Below are 18429 nucleotides of genomic sequence, written 5' to 3' on the forward strand. Positions count from 1 at the left end.
TTACTTCTTAAGTTAACATTTTCTTAAACATGAACTAAAATTTAAATTTTAATATTTAACTTCACTTATCTTTGATGAGTTTCATTTTAAATTATTCAATATCTTCTTCATCATCTTCTAATAAGGTAGCCTTTATTTCCACTTTTGCCTCTTGTATCTTTTCATTTAGTTTTTCACTTGGTAATATTTCTTCTTTAGACTCTTCTTCTACTAAATCGAAATAAACTTCTCTATTATCTATATCTACTCTAGTACATCTAACCTTTACTTCATCACCTAGTCTATAAACTTTTTTAGTTCTTTCTCCAATTAAGCATAAATGAGCTTCATCATATATATAGTAATCATCATCTAATGCTGTAATATGAATTAAACCTTCTATTGTATTTGGAAGTTCTACAAATAATCCAAAGGAAGTAACAGAAGAAATAATTCCTGAAAACTCTTCTCCAATTCTTTCTTTCATATATTCTGCTTTCTTTAAATCATCTACTTCTCTTTCAGCCTCTTGAGCTAATCTTTCCATTTCAGAAGATTGTTTAGATGCAACTTCTACTATATTAGATAGTTTAATTGTTCTTTTTTCATCTATCTTTCCGTTTAATTGTTCTTTTATTATCCTATGGATTTGTAAATCTGGATATCTTCTTATTGGAGATGTAAAGTGGCAATAATACTTAGCTGCAAGACCAAAGTGTCCTACACATTCTGGTGAATACTTAGCCTGCATCATTGAACGTAATAATAATGTACTAACTACTGTTTCTTCTTTTTTCCCCTTTACTTTGTCTAATATATCTTGAAGAGCTCTTGGATGAGTTTCTTGTCCCCATCTAACTACATATCCTAAATTATATATAAATTCTTTAAACTTTTCTAACTTTTCTTCATCTGGTTCTTCATGAATTCTATATACAAATGGTAAGTTAGTCCAATACATATGTTCTGCAATAGTTTCATTACAAACTAACATAAATTCTTCTATGATTCTATTTGCAATAGCTCTATCATAAGGCTTTATATCTATTGGTTTTCCTAAGTCATTTAATATAATTTTCGATTCTTCAAAATTAAAGTCAATAGCGCCTCTTTTCATTCTCTTTTGACGAAGAATATTACAAAGTTCTTCCATAGCCTTAAAGTCATCAACTAAGTAATCATATCTCTTTATAAGCTCTTCATCATTATTTTCAAGAATTTTTGTAACATCTGTATAAGTCATTCTTTCACTAGTTTTTATTACTGTTTCTTCAATTTCGTGTTGAATAACCTTACCCTTACTATCTATAATCATAAAACAACTTAAAGCTAATCTATCAACTTTAGGATTTAAAGAACAAATTCCATTTGATAGCTTCTTAGGTAACATTGGAATAACTCTATCTATTAAATAAACTGATGTAGCTCTTTTTAATGCTTCTCTATCTAGAGGATTTTTTTCTTTAACATAATGCGATACATCTGCAATATGAACCCCTAGCTTAAACTTTCCATTATCAAGTCTTTCTATAGATACAGCATCATCTAAATCTTTAGCATCCTCTCCATCTATTGTTACCATTCGTAAGTTTCTTAAGTCTACTCTTCTTTCATATTCTTTTTCTGGAATTTCTTCGTCAATATTTTCTGCATAGTTTAGAACTTTATCTGGAAATTCTTCAGGTAATCCATACTTTTTAATAATTGTAAGTATATCTAAACCTCTATCTCCTTTTTTACCTAAGACTTCTTTAACTATTCCTTCTGGGCTTCTTCTCTTATCAGCCCATTTTACGATTTCACAAATTACTAGATCTCCTTCTGTAGCACCATTTCTATCTTTCTTAGATATGAATATATCTTGGTTTAATCTTGAATCTTCAGGTACTACAAATCCAAAGTTTCTACTATCTTCATAGACACCTATTACTTTCTTATTGGCTCTATCTAGTACTTCTTGAACTTCACCTTCACGCTTTTTACCATTAATATCTTCTCTTGTAATTTGAACTAAAACTCTATCTCCATTCATAGCGCCATTCATAGAAGAACTTGGTATAAATACATCTTTTTCTCCTTCAGCATCAGGTATTAAAAATCCAAATCCTTTTTGATGAACTTCAAGTTTACCTGAAACTAATCCAAGTCTTTCTGGTACTCCGAACTTGTCTTTTTTAGTCCTAACTATTAAGCCTTCTTTTTCCATAGATTTCAATACTTTTTTAAAAGACTTATATTCATCTGGATTTATATCAAATACAGCCACTAACTCTTGTATATCCATTGGCCTATATGCTTCTTCTCTCATAAAACTTAATAAAGTTTGTTTTATTCCCATCTATCTCACTTCCTTCTTTTATCTTATATAATTTAGCATTCTATATCTTATTAAAATATTTAATATTACTTCTATATTTTGCCCCATTTAAGTCATAATAAACACCTTTTAGTTATCTTAAACAGTATTCTGCCAATACTCTTTGCAGTTCATAAACGTTAAGACTACTATTAAATTGCTTTTGAATAGGAAGAGCCGTTCCAGAAATCCATATTTTTAGTTCTGCATCTAAATCAAAATGACCAGCTGTTTCTATACTAAAATGTGTAATTGATTTATATGGTATAGAATGATATTCTGTCTTCTTACCTGTTACCCCTTGCTTATCTACTAATATAAGTCTCTTATCTGTAAATATAAACATATCTCGTATTAGTTTATATGCCTTTTCTATTCTTTCTGTAGATGAAAGTATATTCGTATACTCTTTTCTTATACTTTCTAAATTCACTTCCGATGCATTTCCCATTAATCCATTAAAAATTCCCATATTTATTCACTTCCTTTATAGTATAAAAGAGCCACACAACGTAGCTCTTTTTATAACATTATATTAAGTTTAAAGCTATTGTATTCACAGCAAAAAGCAACATTGAAACAACTGTTAATTTTAATAACATAGCTTCCTTAGTTCTAGCTTTATTCTTGGAAAAAAATGTTTCTGTTTTGCTTCCTTGAATAAGTCCACTTAATGCGTCTGTCTTACTTGGTTGTAATAATACTGTTACTATAATCACTATTCCTAAAACTGCTTCCAATACTAATAATGAATTTTTAAGCATTGCTATACCTCCCAACCTCAATAAAAATGGTCGTATTTACATAAGGTTATATTACCATATTGAATGTTATATTACAAGTGATTATGCTCAAAAAAATAAAGGATTGTAAGAATTATCCTACAATCCTTTTTAATTATTTTAATTACTTCTTAATGTTGAAGAATGCTTTTCTTCCTCTGAATTCAGCTACGTCGTCTAATTCTTCTTCAATTCTGATTAATTGATTGTACTTAGCAACTCTTTCAGATCTTGCTGGAGCACCAGTCTTAATTTGACCAGCGTTAACAGCTACAACTAAATCAGCTATAGTTGTATCTTCAGTTTCACCTGATCTGTGAGAAATAACTGCTGTGTATCCAGCTCTGTTAGCCATTTCTATAGCATTTAAAGTTTCAGTTAATGTACCGATTTGGTTTAACTTAATTAAGATTGAGTTACCTACTCCTAAGTCGATACCTCTTTCTAATCTTTCAGTGTTAGTAACGAATAAGTCATCACCAACTAATTGAACTTTCTTACCTAATCTTTCAGTTAATAGCTTCCAACCTTCCCAGTCTTCTTCAGCCATACCATCTTCGATTGAGATAATTGGATATTTGTTAACCCAGTTTTCTAAGAAGTCAACCATTTCAGCTGCAGTTAAAGTCTTTCCTTCATGTTCTAATACATACTTTCCATCTTTGTAGTATTCTGATGAAGCAGCATCTATAGCTATGAACATGTCTTCTCCAGCTTTGTATCCAGCTTTAGTTATAGCTTCGATTATAACTTCGATAGCTTCTTCGTTTGATTTAAGGTTTGGTGCGAAACCACCTTCATCACCGATAGCTGTTGAATATCCTTTATCATGTAAAGTTTTCTTTAATGTGTGGTAAACTTCAGCACACATTTGTAATGCATCGCTGAAAGTCTTAGCTCCAACTGGCATTACCATGAATTCTTGTAAATCTACTGAGTTATCAGCGTGTGATCCACCGTTGATTATGTTCATCATAGGTACTGGTAAAACTTTTGCATTTACTCCACCTACATATTGATATAATGGTAAATCTAATGATTTAGCTGCTGCATTAGCTACTGCTAAAGAAACACCTAATATAGCATTAGCTCCAAGCTTAGCTTTGTTTGGAGTTCCATCTAATTCTATAAGTAACTTATCGATATATGGTTGATCATATACGTTACATCCAATTAATTCTTCTGCAATTGTATCATTTACGTTTTGAACAGCCTTTAAAACACCTTTACCTAGGTATTGGTTTTTATCTCCATCTCTTAATTCAACTGCTTCGTACATACCAGTTGATGCTCCTGATGGAACAGCAGCTCTTCCTACAGTACCATCTTCTAAATAAACTTCAACTTCTACAGTTGGGAAACATCTTGAGTCTAGAATTTGTCTAGCTACAACGTCTACTATTTCGCAATAATTTTTCATTACGTATCCTCCTTTATTTTAATGTTATTTATCACATTCTCTATATTTTATTACCCTTATTATTATATCATACTCTGACATAATTATTCACAAAAGTATTTTAATATAGAAATTGCTACACTTAATAACATATTTTAGCAAATAATAATCATTATCACATTTCAACTATTATTATACCACTTTGTCCATATATTTCAATATAAATTTAACTATGTAATCATTTTAAAAAATATTTTTTTAGTCTATCTCCCCTTGCCAAATAAATACTGACAAGAGCAATTTATTTTCTTTTATTCTTTAGAAATTTATCCTCTTTATATGTATTATATAAATTTAACTTTATTATAATTTTTTAAATAGTAAAAGAGTCCATTTTTAGACTCTTTTACTTACTCTATTTCTCTATCTTTCAAATATTGATTGTATCTTTTTTGCCAATCCTTTGCAACTTTTTTATCTATTATTCTAATATCCTCTAGAAAACTTTCCAAAACACCTGCTTTTTCTAATCCCTTCATCAAATGCCTTGGATAATTTACTTTTCGTTTATAGCATTGTTTTGGGTCTATTACCATAACCTTATTGTCATTAGTTATATATATATCCCTACATCTTGCATCTAATTTGGTAAACTTAAGTTTTTTAAACTCTTCTATTAAATTATAAAGACCTTCTGCAATTTCATAATTAAAGCCTTTTTTCTTAATATAATGATCTAGTCTATTTCCATCAACCTTATCTCTTACTATATAATATTTACCCATATTATATACTCTAGGAAAATACTTAGATTTACTTACTTTTTTTAGGATATCTCCTTCTTCCTTACAACACTTTATTTCTTGAAAAATCTTAATTGCTTTATCATTTGGAAGTTCATAAACTATTCCATTATGCCCTTCCCCAAGAAAAATAGCTTCTTTAAAAAGTTCTTCAGTTTCAGCATCAAAATCTGCTGAATAAGAATACGTCCTAGGCATATAACTCTCCCATAAAAATACTATTATTATATATTATTATTTATATAGTTTTTTTATAACAATTTTTCTATTTAATTAAATATTACTGATTCCGGCTTTACAGTATCTCCATAAGCTGGCTCTAAAGTCTTTTCAAATGCCTCTTTAAAGAATCCGTCTTTAGTTAAAGTATCTATTTCGTCATTAAGCCATTCTAATAATTCAGTATCACCTTTCTTTACTGCTGGTGCTATAGCATCTTCATCTCCTAAGCTTGAAATGAAGGTTGTGTATCCTGGATTCTCCTTTGCCCATGCAAATAATAAAGTATTATCATGAGCTAATGCATCTCCTCTTCCGTCAGTTAATGCTGCAAAAGTTTCTGTATTTTGTTCAAATTTAACTAGTTCTATATCTGGATAATTTTTTGTAAAGTAAGCTTCTGCTGTAGTTCCTTTATTAACTAATAGTTTTTTACCTTTTAAATCTTCTACTGATTTAATTGGAAATCCATCTAGTGAAACTACTCCTAATGAAACCTTCATATATGGAGTAGCAAAATCTACTTTTTCTTTTCTTTCAGGAGTTACAGTAAAGTTTGCCAATATAATATCAACCTTATTAGATTCTAAATATTCTACTCTATTAGCTGCTTCTACTAATATAAATTCAACTTTATTTTCATCACCAAGTAAATCTTTTGCAATTCTCTTTGCTAAATAAACATCATATCCTTGATTTTCACCTTTTTCATCTACATAACCGAAAGGTGGCTTATCACTAAACACACCAATTCTTACTTTTCCTGCTGCCTTAATTTCCTCTATAGATGATTGATTTTCCTCAGATGTTTGGTTACCATTTGTTGCTTGACCACATCCTACTAACGCTCCTACTACTAATACTAAAGTTAAAATTATTGATAATAGTTTTTTCATATTATTTACACCCTTTCTTTCCTAAACTATATTTTTTTATTTATATAAATCAAATGAAGCTAAAAAGCTCTTTGCCCTTTCAGTTTTTGGACTTCTGAAAAACTCTTCTGGAGAAGACATTTCAACTATCCTTCCCTCTTCCATAAAAACTATTTTATCTGCAACATGCTTTGCAAATTCAAGTTCATGTGTAACTACCACCATTGTCATCCCATTCTTCGCAAGTTCTAATAAAACCATCAAAACCTCTCTAACCATTTCTGGATCTAAAGCTGCTGTAACCTCATCAAAAAGCATTATTTCAGGATTCATGCACAAAGCCCTAACTATTGCAATCCTTTGTTTTTGTCCTCCAGATAACTCTCTTGGATAAGCATACTTTCTATTATATAAACCTACCCTATTTAATAGTTCATCTGCCTGCTTTTCTACTTCTTCCTTTTTTCTATTTTGAGCCTTAACTGGCCCAAGCATTATATTATTAATAACATTTAGATGAGGAAATAGTTCATAGCTCTGAAAGACCATTCCTACTATTCCTCTTACCTTCTCAAAGGGTATCTCCTTTCCTAAAAGACCATATCCCTCAAGATATATATTACCTTCATTAATTTTCTCAAGCCCATTTAAGCATCTTAAAAATGTACTTTTCCCACAACCTGAAGGTCCAAGTATAACTACTACTTCACCCTTTTTAACATCTAAATCTATTCCTCTTAACGCTTCTATATCACCAAAGTCTTTCTTTAAATTACTAACCTTAAGTAATACTTCATCACTCATAATCTATCATCCCCTTAATTTAACTTTCTTTCTAAAGCCTTTGCTCCTAATGAAATTGGGAAGCATATCAAGAAATATACTATTAGCATAAATCCATATATCCAAAATGGTGTTAAAGGCTCTGTTAATATAGATCTTTCAATTATTTGTTGTCCAACTTTAACTAAGTCAACAGATCCAATTAGGGTCATTAATGTAGTTGTTTTAATCATTCTTGTAGTTAAGTTAATAATCCCTGGTAATACTCTTCTTATACTTATTGGAATAATTATATATCTATAAGTTTTAAACTTATTTAAGGATAATGCAGCAGCAGACTCATAATAAATTTTAGGAATAGAAGTAATAGCCCCTCTAACTAAATCTCCTATTTCTGCTGTTCCCCAAATCGTAAAGACAATATATCCAACTATTAATGAATCTATATGAATATTAAATAATGTTGGCACTCCAAAATAAAATATAAATAAGAATACCATTACTGGAATTATTCTAACGCTTTCTAGATATAAAAAAGATAATGCCTTGACTGGTTTGCTTTTGCTAGTCATAATAATTCCAAAAACAATCCCTAAAATAGTAGATAAAATTACTGATACTAGTGCAATATTTAAGGTAACCCCTAATCCTTCCATAAGTCTTTTTAAATTGTTTATACTAAAAATTTGATTATCTGCCAAACTCCCCATACCTTAACCTCCTTTCTATAATTCTGCTAACTATGGAAATTGGAAGTAATATTATAAGATAGAATAGAACAACTAAAATCAAAGCTTCATTAGTTTTATAGTACATACCTATTACATCTTTAGTGACGAACATAAGCTCAGCTACTGCAATAGAAGCAATTATTGATGTTTCTTTAACCAAAAATATACAATTAGCAACTACTGCTGGAATCGATATTGAGAAGCTAATTGGTAATACTATATCTGTCAATATTTGCATCTTACTAAGCCCTAAGGCTTGCCCGCTTTCTATTTGCGACTTTGAAACTGCCTCCACCCCGCCTCTAAAGGATTCAGCCATGTAAGCTCCACCTAAAAAAGCTAGTCCAATAACACCACATGTAAAACCACTTAGTTTTATTCCAAACTTAGTTAATCCATAAAAAAGGAAAAATACTTGGATTAATAATGGAGTATTTCTTGAAAATTCTATATAAGCCTTTGATATTGCAGTTAAAATTTTTAAATTAAAATATCTAGCAGCTTCTATTAATAATCCTATTATTATTGATAATAGAATAGAAATAACTGCAAGATTCAAAGTCATAATGGTTCCTTGGACATACGTTGGTATTATTTCTGTAATAAAATTAAAATCTATCTCCATTTGCATTCCCCCTATTAAAATACATAAAAAAACTTCATCCCTTAAAAATAAGAGACGAAGTAAACTCCGCGGTTCCACTCTAGTTGAATATAATTTCCACTTTTGTATGCTATAAACGGCATTCCGTTAAGATACTACTACAACTTCATACCTTATACTCCGAAGGGCACTTCATATATAAAATAATTGAAGGCTTCCAGCTCTTGCCTTCTCTCTGTAAATTATAATTATATATTACTTTCTTCATCATTGTATTATTCCTACTATTCCGATATGTTTATTTAAATTATATTTTTATTGGTTATTTTTATCAATACTTTTTTTCTTTTACTTTTAATTTAATATATGATTATAATTAAAAATTGATAATGTTTTTTAAGCAAAAGAAACCTAGAATAATCTAAGTTTCTTTACTTTATATAATAATTTTATTATTTATATTCCTCTATAATAAACTTTTCTAAATTTACTTCTGCAAATTCTGCTCTTTTAAACTTTTGTTTTAATGCATATGGTACAGTGCAATCAAAAATAGTTTTACATGATATTCCCTTATCTCTAATGCTCCAGCTATATTCTGAACTTTGAGACGGATCTAATGGATGACATCTTACTCCTGGAATAAAAATTGTATCAATATCTCCTTGATACCTTGTATTCAATGCCCATAAAACATCATTTGTATCAAATGGATCTACGTCTTCATCTACTAATATTACAGTTTTTAATTCAGAAAAAGCTGATAATGCTAATAAGGCTGCTTGTCTTTCTCTTCCTTCATCACTAGGGATATTCTTCTTAAACTGTAATATTGCCATATACTTTCCTCCACCTGAAGAATGTGCATATACATTTATCAATCTTCCCGGCATTGCTTTTTCAACCATTTGTATTATACTTGCTTCTGTTGGTATTCCCGCCATATTAACATGTTCTTCGCTTGGTCCTATACAAGTTTGCATAATTGGATTAATTCTATGTGTTATTGCCTTTACTTTAATTACTGGTAACTCTTTCGCAGCTGGTCCTGTATATCCAGGAAATTCTGGCATTGCATTTCCTGTATTAGTATTAAAATCTTCTCTAATTCTTTTATTAGGTAATAATTCTCCTTCAATTACATACTCTGCTCTTGCTATAGCTTTTTCATTAACTGTAATACAATTTACCATTTCTACTGGTTTTTTTCTTATGCCTCCAGCTATGGATAATTCATTAAATCCAAGTGGAGTAGTTGGTGGCTCAAAGCATGAAGCTATCTCAATAGCTGGATCAACTCCTATACTTATAGATATAGGCAAAGGCTTTCCTGTCTCTTCTGCTTTTTTACGAAATGCGTCTAAGTGTCTAACCCCTGGAGTAAAAAACATTGATAATTCATCTTTGCTTTGAAGACATAAACGATGAATAGTAACATCTCCCTCTCCTGTTTCAGGATCACTTGCATAGCACATTCCAAGAGTTATATATGGCCCTGCATCATGTAAAGTATTCGTAGGTGCAGGTAATATTTTTCTTATATCAAAATCATCATCAGTTGCATAATGTACAACCTCTTGACATGGTGCTTTATCATTTTCTATAACTATTGGATTTATAGGGTTATTTACACATTCATTAAGAAGAAATCCTAGCTTTTCAGACTCACAATTAAGAAGCATTCCAATCCTTTCACGGCTTGCTAATAGACCTATAATCACTTTAGAATCCTTATGACCTTTTACATTATTAAACATCATAGCTGGCCCTATTTTAGTAGGTCTTTTTACAGTACCTCCTGCTCCAACGTGTCTATAAACTCCAGCTAATTCTCCATATGGATCTACTTCTATATCAGTTTTTACTAATTGACCTTCAAAACCCTTTAAATACTCAATTGCACTTCTTAAATCATTTATTTCATTTGCTTTCATCTTAAATCCCCTTCCATCTATTTTCATCACAAATATTTATATTGAAACTATCTAAAATTTTCATTACATTATGATTTACAATATCATCTATTGATTTAGGGCTTGAATAAAAACCAGGCATTGGCGGTATTATCTTAACTCCCATTTTTGATAGCTTTAGCATATTTTCTAAATGTATAGAACTCAAAGGTGTTTCCCTTGGTGATATAACTAACCTTCTACCTTCTTTAAGCATTACATCTGCAACTCTATCAATTAAATTAGTAGAAAAGCCATTACTTATACTACTTAACGTTTTCATACTACAAGGAAGTATTATCATACCTTCTGTAATAAATGATCCACTTGAAATATTAGCTGCCATATTATCATTATCATGAATATATGTTGCCAAACTATACACATAATCTATAGAATAATCTGTTTCTATCTCTAAATTTTTTATTGCCCATTTACTCATTATCAAATGAGTGTTTATTCCCTCAATATCTTTTAAATATTCAAGTAATCTAATCGCATATATCGTTCCAGATGCTCCTGTGACTGCTACTACTAAATTCATATTCTTAACTTCCTCCAGTATTTATTGATATTGTTAGTAATTTCTTCTTTAACTCTTTAAAAATTGAATTACAAATCTTATAGACATCATCAATTTGATTTTTAGTTATATCATCCAAATGTATTCCACTACTTACCGATATATTTCCTAAAGGCATATCTTTTATATTATTTATACACATTTCTCCAATGATGTAGTCTTTATGATTTTTTAAAGATATTGTTTGAATTCCTTCTTCTTTTGAATAAATAGATATTGCTCCAATATGTGGTCTATCTCCACCAGATATTATTATGCATATATCATTACCAATTTCTATTAATTCTAATTTTATATTTATATTTCTATAATCTTTCTTTATAATAATCATTTTCTTTTCCTTACTTCTTTATAGGTTAAATTAATATTGTATTTTAGTTTAAAATATTTTTTAATTTATTTGTTTTTATTATATAAACCTCTATTTTTACTATCAATTCTTTATTAACACTTAATATATTCCAAAACGGAATATATTAAGTTTCTGTATCTCTTAGTTTATTTATAAAATATATTATTTTAAACTAAACTTAGTCTCTATTAAATTTATCGTATAAGTTTTCTTTTCTTTAATTTATGTTAATATTAATATATATTTTTACTTAAACTTAGAATAAAAACTTTAGTATTTATCACTATATAAAATACTAAAATTGGGAGGATTGTTTTATGAATATAGAAAGTCTAAAGTATTTTTTAAATATAGAAAAATATAATAGTTTTTCCTTAGCCGCTGAAGAGTTATGTATATCACAATCTTCATTATCTAAGCATATAAAAAAATTAGAAACTGAACTTAATTGCATTCTTTTTGATAGGTCTACTAGAAGTTTAAAATTAACTCCAGCAGGGATATCTTTGAAGAAATATGCTTCAAATATAATTGATAATTATAATGAATTAATATTAGACTTAAATAAATATTCTTATGCTATTCCTAAAATGTCTATTGGATATATTCCAGTTATTAATCAGTACAATATTGCAAACTATATAGGAAAATTTAAAAATAAACATAATGAATTAGAATTAAAACTCATAGAAGGTGAACATTCAGAAATACTTGATTTGCTATTAAATAATAAAATTGATTTTGCTATTATAAGAAGCACTTCTCTAAATACAGATAATTTATGTGTCTCAGAATTATCTAAAGATGAACTAGTTATAATTACATCTAAAAATCATCCTATTGCTAATAGAAAATATGTTCCTCTAAAGAATTTATCAAAAGAAAATTTTATTTCTCTAGGAGAGAATTCAGGAGTATATAACTTATTTGTTGAAGAGTGTAGAAAATATAACTTTGAACCAAATATACTATGTTTCAATAGTCGAATTGAAAATATATTAGGTCTTGTTTCTGCTGAACTTGGAATTGCTCCACTTATGAAAAGAAGTGTGGAATGCTTTGATAAAAAAGATATTTCTACTATTCTGTTAAAAGAAAATATATCTAGTAGTTTATGTTTAATACACCTTAAGGACAAGGTGCTTTCTCAATTAGAATTAGAGTTTAAAAATTATTTAATAAATTGTATTAATTAGTATCGTTAAATATTTTTTATTCAAATAAAGAAATAGTAGATTTTTTTCATCAATACAATTAAATAAATCTTCGATTCATTGCACTTTTTAATAAAATTTATAAAATAAAAGCTACCTTTCGGCAGCTTTTATTTTATAAATTTATCTTTTTTCCCCTATAAATACTACTCCTAAAGTTCCAGGTCCCCCATGAGTTCCTATAACAGCTCCTATTGAAGTAATAATTATATCTTTAACTTTATATTCTTCTAATATCATTCTCTTTACTTCTAATGCATCTTCTATACAATCTGCATGGCAAATAAATATGTTTTGATCCTCTATATTTTCTCCATTTGTTTTAATTTGTTGCACTAAACTCTTTAAAGCCTTTTTTCTTCCCTTTATTTTTTCTGTTGGCACTACTCTTCCTTCATCATCAATCTTTAATGTTGGCTTTATTCCAAGTAAACCACCAATTGCTGCTACAGCGCCTGAAATACGACCTCCTCTTTTTAGATGATTTAAATCATCTACTGTTATAGCATGAATTACTTTTCTTTTAATAGACTCTAAATAATCTATAATTTCTTCTATAGGAACATTATTCTTTATCATTTCAACAGCCTTATAAACTAAGACCCCTTCACCTACAGATACACTTAATGAATCTAAAACATATATATTTGCATCTGGATGCTCTTCTAATACCATATTTCTTGCAGTTATTGCACTACTTACAGTTCCACTTAAAGCAGAAGATAAACCTATATATAGTATATAATTTCCTTCCACAACATACTTTGTAAACATTTCATGAAAAGTTCCAACATTAACTTGAGTTGTTGAAGGCATTGCTCCTTCTTTAACTAGTTTAAAAAAATCTTCATGATTTAAAGTTTGTCCTAAATCATCTGGTATAAATTCACCATTTAAGTTGACCATTAAAGATGCCACATCAATATTATTTTTTTTTATAAAATCTATAGATAAATCACAAGCTGAATCCGTAATTAGCTTTATATTCATATATTCAACTCCTAATATTTTTTTACTGATATTATATATATTTTTCATTCTATTGTCAAATGTTTTGAATATCAAAATAAATATATATCTATGTGTTAAATTTACATATAAAAATGGAGCTGTCGCACTATGAAAATTAAGAATTAATTTTAAATTCTTAATTATGGCTGTTTTGTACGATAGCCCCTTTTTTAATTATTTATTTACTTTCTCTTTTTCTTGAATAATATACTTCCTGCACCAATTGCAACAAGTCCTATTCCAACAACTACTGTACTTCCAACTACAGCACCTGTTTTAGGTAAGTTGGAGTTATCTAAATTGTCTCCCTTTATATAAGTATCTGTATCTCCAGGTTTTTCTTTATCACTATCTGAATCTCCAGGATTACTTGGATCTACTGGATTGATTGGGTCTATTGGTTTACTTGGATCTACAGGCTTAATAACATCTTCCTTACTATCCTTTACTATCTTTGTAGCAACCTTTATATTAGAAATAGCCTTACTTACCTCTTCTTCTGAAGTATATTGAGCCTTAACTATAGCTTCACCAGATTCTATAAAGCTCTTTAATTCCTCTATAGCTTCTGAATCATATAAACTTTCTTCAGATTCAATTTCTATTAAAAACTTATTGCTATTATTAATAACTTCCTTTAATCCACTAATATCTATTGCCCTTGCACTAAAAGCTTCTACATCATTCTTTAACTCTTCAAACTTAGCTTCAGCTTCATGAACTGTAAGTGATTCAATAATAGAATTTGCATATTCATTTAATAAAGCTTCATATGATTCTACTACTTCTTTTTCATATTTCTTTTCACTTTCAGCATTTTTAACTAATTCTATAAATAATCTTTGATCATTTATTAAGCTTTCTATCTTAGATACATCTCCTGCTGGAATAACACTTTCTAAGAATATTTTAATTTCATTATTTAACTTAACTATTTCTTCATTAAACATTTCATCAGTTATCTCTTCTTCACTATCAACTAAAACTTGTAGCTCTGCTATAGCTGTCTTCAATGCTTCTACTGAAGCTTCTGTATAATTTCCAGGTCTGTCACCTATTATAGACTTATTTACTAACCCAGTGCTATAATCTAATAATTTAATAGCACTTACTTTCCCAGCACTTGGATTAACCTTCTCTTCTAAAATTACTTTATCCTCATTTATAACTTCTATAGCATTTGAAATATCTTCATCAGTAGACGTTGGTTCATAATATACATCAATAACACTTTCTAATGTATCATTAAACTCATTAACAGCTTCCTCTGGATATTGTCCTGCTTCAGTTCCTACTAGCAAATTATCTCTAAATTCCTTCATAGACATAATTACATTAAATAATTCTGACTTATCATATACTTCATTATCTTCAATATTTATCTCATAATTATCTAAATTAGCAAAAATTCCTGTAGGTTTATCTAAAAGATATCCCGTTAAAGTATAAGCTCCATTTGGCTCTCCTTGTTCTGGAATAAATTGAGTATTAAATACACTGCTTTCAAAGTCTTCTAATTCATAAACAATATCGCCAGTCGGTCCAACTATACTTAACTTCCAAGTTAATGATTTTTGTGTTGCACCATATATATAGCAAGTGTTTTCATAATTTACATAACCACCACTAACACTAAAGTATAAAAGCATAGTTTCTGCATCTATTTCTTTAGAATTACCATATACGCCAATACCTGCATTGCTTGCATTATCAAAAGCAACTACTACTAATTCATTTGGAATTTCTTCAATAAAGTAGCTCTTTTCTCCTGGCGCTAAAGCTACATATTCATTATCTATAAATAATACTGAACCATTATATCCAGAAGTTTCATCATATACATCAAAAGTTATTTCATATCCACCATCAACCTCTGTAATATTAACATCTCTAACTATAGGGTCAGTAGCATCCAGTTTAACATTCATTTTAGTTTCTTGAATTTCAGAACCTTCATAAGCAAATTTACTCTTTATAACAAAAGTATAAACTCCATCTCCAACTAACACATTATCCTCATTAGTTCCATTCCATGGATTATTATCAGCAATACTATAATATATATTTCTATTATAAAAAGTATTTTTAGTTACATATTCATCTTCATATAGCTCTTTAACAAAATTTCCATTTGCATCTTCTACAGATACATTTAAATACTCAAGATTTCTTAAAATAGTAAATTTAGGTCCAACTAAATTTTCATATCCCTTAGGTGAAAATGCTATCTTATCTTCATTTATTGTAGCTGTATCTCCACTAAATCCAAGAGGAGTATCTGAATCATATGAAAATATTGCTGTATATTCAGCATAAGGCTCACCACCAACCATAGGTTCATCTATATTTGCTGCATCATTCCAATTCCCGTAGAATCCCATAAGAGGAATGCTTACTTCATCATAGCTTGAATCTTGAGGTATAAATCTTACAAAGCCTTCTACATAAGACTTATCTGAGATATCAGCGTTAGATAAGTCAACATCTAAATTCAATGTTGTAGCTCCATCAACTATTACATATTTATTATCAGAAACTGCTTCACCATTTATAGTAATATTAGCACCATTTACTTTTCTACTTGTAAGCTTAGTTACTTCCTTATTAAAATCAATCTCACCATCAAGATTTATATCTACATCCTCTGTATCTCTTTCATCAGTATATAAATCAACAATAACTTCAAATTTTAAATCTTCATCTACAAATGGTTCAATTCCTAAATTAAACCTAAAATTATTTTCAACTTCTTTTAATGCTACAGCACTTCTCTTTTGAACTTCTGCATCAGCATCATAAACAACTATAGGAGTCGTTAGTGCATTTCCTAATTGTATTAGACCTGCTCCTTGCTTTCTTGGCGAATATGGAGCATCTGAACTTATTTCTTCAATTATTTCAGTATTATTCATAAGAATATTTTTAGCTGTCATAACTGTTTCAAAATCTAAATTATTATCTTTTTCTTTCATTGATTGGAGTAAAATAGCTGCTGCTCCTGCTACTTGTGGTGATGCCATAGAGGTTCCTGACATAGTAGTGTGTTGACTATCTGGTGTAGTAGAATATATATCACCACCAACTCCAGAAACCTCTGGTTTAAAATCTAGTGTTGAAGTAGTTCCCCAACCTGAAAAATCACTTGCTTCAACTCCATCAACTGATGGTACTACTGTAACCTTATTAGTAAATTTAATAGATAGTTTTTCACCATTCTCTAATAACTTTGATATTTTATCACCATTTTCTTTATTAGTTGATGCAACAGGCACTTTATAATAAGAATCTATATTATATCCATTTGTATATTCACCAGATACGATTATAGCTACAGCCCCATACCTATTTGCTATTACTTGCAAGCTTAAATTCACAAAATATGGATTATCTACTTCAAGTAAAACTACCTTTCCTTTACAATCTACATCTTTAAAATTCTTTTCGTTTGTTCCATTTACTTTAACAACTTCATATTCTTCTTGTCCAATAACTTCTGTTAAAATTGGATAAAATCTAACTTGATTTAAGTATTCAATTTTTTCACCATTACTCAATTCAGCTACATTTGCAGTAATTTTATTATTATTCATTGATGCTACTGATAAAGCATAGGAGGATATCGATGGATCTCCAACTGTACCTATATCAAAATTACTAGCATAGGAGCTTGGCCTATAGCTATAAAGATCTTTTGTTGAATAGTAAGCATTACCTGCCGCAACAACTACTAATGCCCCTGCTTTAGATGCCTTTTCTATAGCAATTTGCATTAAATCGCTATCTTCTAGAACAAATCCAGCATCGCTTCCAAGACTCATATTGATTACATCAGCACCAACTTCAACAGCATGGTTTATACCCGCTATAATATCATCTTCATACCCTCTTCCATCATCTGCAAATACCTTTTCACCTACTATTTGTACTTCTGGAGCTATACCTTTAACTCCTCCATTTTCAACATCTCCATTTGCGCCTACTATACCAGCTACATGCATACCATGACTAGCATTAAATGGATCAGCTGGTGATATATCATTATCTTTATTAGCCCAATCATATCCTGTTGGAAATTTTTCATTATAATAAATATCATCAACTTCTGTGCTATCTAAAACATTATTTAAGTTTTCTTCTGTTAATTTGGCCTTTTCACTGCCTTCTTCTCCTAATAAAAAGTCTGGATGGTTAACTTGAAATCCTGTATCTAAAACAGCAACAACCATGCCTTCACCTTTATATCCATATTCATCCCAAACTTGTTGAGCTTGTACCATATTATTAGAATTAGCAAGATCTACATAATATTCTCTAGCTACTCTTATAGATACTACATTGCCAAGAGATTCAATCTTTTTCATATCACCATATTTAACATCCCCAGTTATGGTGTTTACATCTTCAGTAAATTGGTATCTTACATCGAAACCAATATCTGAAGATTCCATTTCATCTAAAGTTAATGTTTGAATTTCAATATTTTCTTCTGAAATTCCACTTCTAGTTAGTCCTTTTCCTTCTTGAAGAGTAACTATAACTCTAACATTGTCACTATCTTCATAAGTCTTTGAACTTTCTACATTGTATAAGTCTGATTCTTCATTTTTTTCTTGTGAAGTCTGATTCTTATAAAGCTTGCTAGCCTCACTTTTAATCAGATCTAAATTTAATTTTTCCCCACTTACTGTAGCAATATTACCTGCAAATACTTTTGTCATTGGTAAATAACTAGCTACTAATGTAGCTGCTAACATTACAGCTACAACCTTCTTCTTTACCATCTAAT

Annotated in this window: 15 protein-coding genes and 1 other annotated feature; of the genes, 1 reads left to right on the top strand and 14 read right to left on the bottom strand. The window is 29.4% G+C overall.

The annotated features are described in order from the left end of the window. Positions 1-91: 91 nt before the first annotated feature. The 12 genes from rnr to ACQPVP_RS15240 form a co-directional block, all read right to left on the bottom strand. Positions 92-2317, bottom strand: a complete 2226-nt coding sequence (gene rnr, locus ACQPVP_RS15185) for a ribonuclease R (protein WP_430851351.1) — start codon at positions 2315-2317, stop codon at positions 92-94. A 112-nt stretch (positions 2318-2429) separates the two neighbouring features. Further along, positions 2430-2807, bottom strand: coding sequence for a PH domain-containing protein (locus ACQPVP_RS15190; protein WP_430851353.1), 378 nt, complete (start codon positions 2805-2807; stop codon positions 2430-2432). Positions 2808-2865: 58 nt separating this feature from the next. Next, a complete protein-coding gene (secG, locus tag ACQPVP_RS15195) occupies positions 2866-3099 on the bottom strand; it encodes a preprotein translocase subunit SecG (RefSeq protein WP_430842237.1) in 234 nt (77 codons plus the stop codon). A gap of 142 nt (positions 3100-3241) precedes the next feature. After that, on the bottom strand, positions 3242-4537 hold the full coding sequence (eno, locus tag ACQPVP_RS15200) for a phosphopyruvate hydratase (protein WP_430842239.1): 1296 nt from the start codon (positions 4535-4537) through the stop codon (positions 3242-3244). Positions 4538-4926: 389 nt separating this feature from the next. Then, the gene (locus ACQPVP_RS15205; protein WP_430851355.1) at positions 4927-5517 is read right to left on the bottom strand and encodes a protein kinase; all 591 of its coding nucleotides are present in this window, start codon (positions 5515-5517) and stop codon (positions 4927-4929) included. A 71-nt stretch (positions 5518-5588) separates the two neighbouring features. Then, positions 5589-6434, bottom strand: a complete 846-nt coding sequence (locus tag ACQPVP_RS15210; RefSeq protein WP_430851357.1) for a cysteine ABC transporter substrate-binding protein — start codon at positions 6432-6434, stop codon at positions 5589-5591. 36 nt (positions 6435-6470) lie between these two features. Next, the gene (locus ACQPVP_RS15215) at positions 6471-7217 is read right to left on the bottom strand and encodes an amino acid ABC transporter ATP-binding protein (RefSeq protein WP_430851359.1); all 747 of its coding nucleotides are present in this window, start codon (positions 7215-7217) and stop codon (positions 6471-6473) included. 14 nt (positions 7218-7231) lie between these two features. Then, positions 7232-7906, bottom strand: a complete 675-nt coding sequence (locus ACQPVP_RS15220) for an amino acid ABC transporter permease (protein ID WP_430851361.1) — start codon at positions 7904-7906, stop codon at positions 7232-7234. Then, entirely contained in the window at positions 7887-8552 is a 666-nt protein-coding gene (locus tag ACQPVP_RS15225) for an amino acid ABC transporter permease (protein ID WP_430851363.1), read from the bottom strand. The genes ACQPVP_RS15220 and ACQPVP_RS15225 overlap by 20 nt, the downstream gene beginning before the upstream one ends. A 47-nt stretch (positions 8553-8599) precedes the next feature. Beyond that, positions 8600-8811: a binding site (T-box leader), on the bottom strand. Between the two features lie 172 nt (positions 8812-8983). Next, positions 8984-10465: a UbiD family decarboxylase domain-containing protein gene (locus tag ACQPVP_RS15230; protein WP_430851365.1), complete on the bottom strand. Its 1482-nt coding sequence runs from the start codon at positions 10463-10465 to the stop codon at positions 8984-8986. A 1-nt stretch (position 10466) separates the two neighbouring features. Beyond that, a complete protein-coding gene (locus ACQPVP_RS15235; protein WP_430851367.1) occupies positions 10467-11027 on the bottom strand; it encodes a UbiX family flavin prenyltransferase in 561 nt (186 codons plus the stop codon). 4 nt (positions 11028-11031) lie between these two features. Next, on the bottom strand, positions 11032-11397 hold the full coding sequence (locus ACQPVP_RS15240; protein ID WP_430851369.1) for a hypothetical protein: 366 nt from the start codon (positions 11395-11397) through the stop codon (positions 11032-11034). A 338-nt stretch (positions 11398-11735) separates the two neighbouring features. Here ACQPVP_RS15240 and ACQPVP_RS15245 point away from each other — a divergent pair, with 338 nt between their 5' ends. Continuing rightward, positions 11736-12614, top strand: coding sequence for a LysR substrate-binding domain-containing protein (locus ACQPVP_RS15245; RefSeq protein WP_430851371.1), 879 nt, complete (start codon positions 11736-11738; stop codon positions 12612-12614). A gap of 141 nt (positions 12615-12755) precedes the next feature. Here the strand turns inward: ACQPVP_RS15245 and ACQPVP_RS15250 are convergent, their stop codons facing one another. Both ACQPVP_RS15250 and ACQPVP_RS15255 read right to left on the bottom strand, forming a co-directional pair. Further along, positions 12756-13622 (bottom strand): DegV family protein, encoded by an 867-nt coding sequence (locus tag ACQPVP_RS15250; protein WP_430851373.1) that lies wholly within the window; start codon positions 13620-13622, stop codon positions 12756-12758. 203 nt (positions 13623-13825) lie between these two features. After that, positions 13826-18424 (bottom strand): S8 family serine peptidase, encoded by a 4599-nt coding sequence (locus tag ACQPVP_RS15255; protein ID WP_430851375.1) that lies wholly within the window; start codon positions 18422-18424, stop codon positions 13826-13828. Positions 18425-18429 lie beyond the last annotated feature (5 nt).

It is taken from the genome of Clostridium nigeriense (genome assembly GCF_050585265.1).
GTDB lineage: Bacteria > Bacillota > Clostridia > Clostridiales > Clostridiaceae > Clostridium > Clostridium nigeriense_B.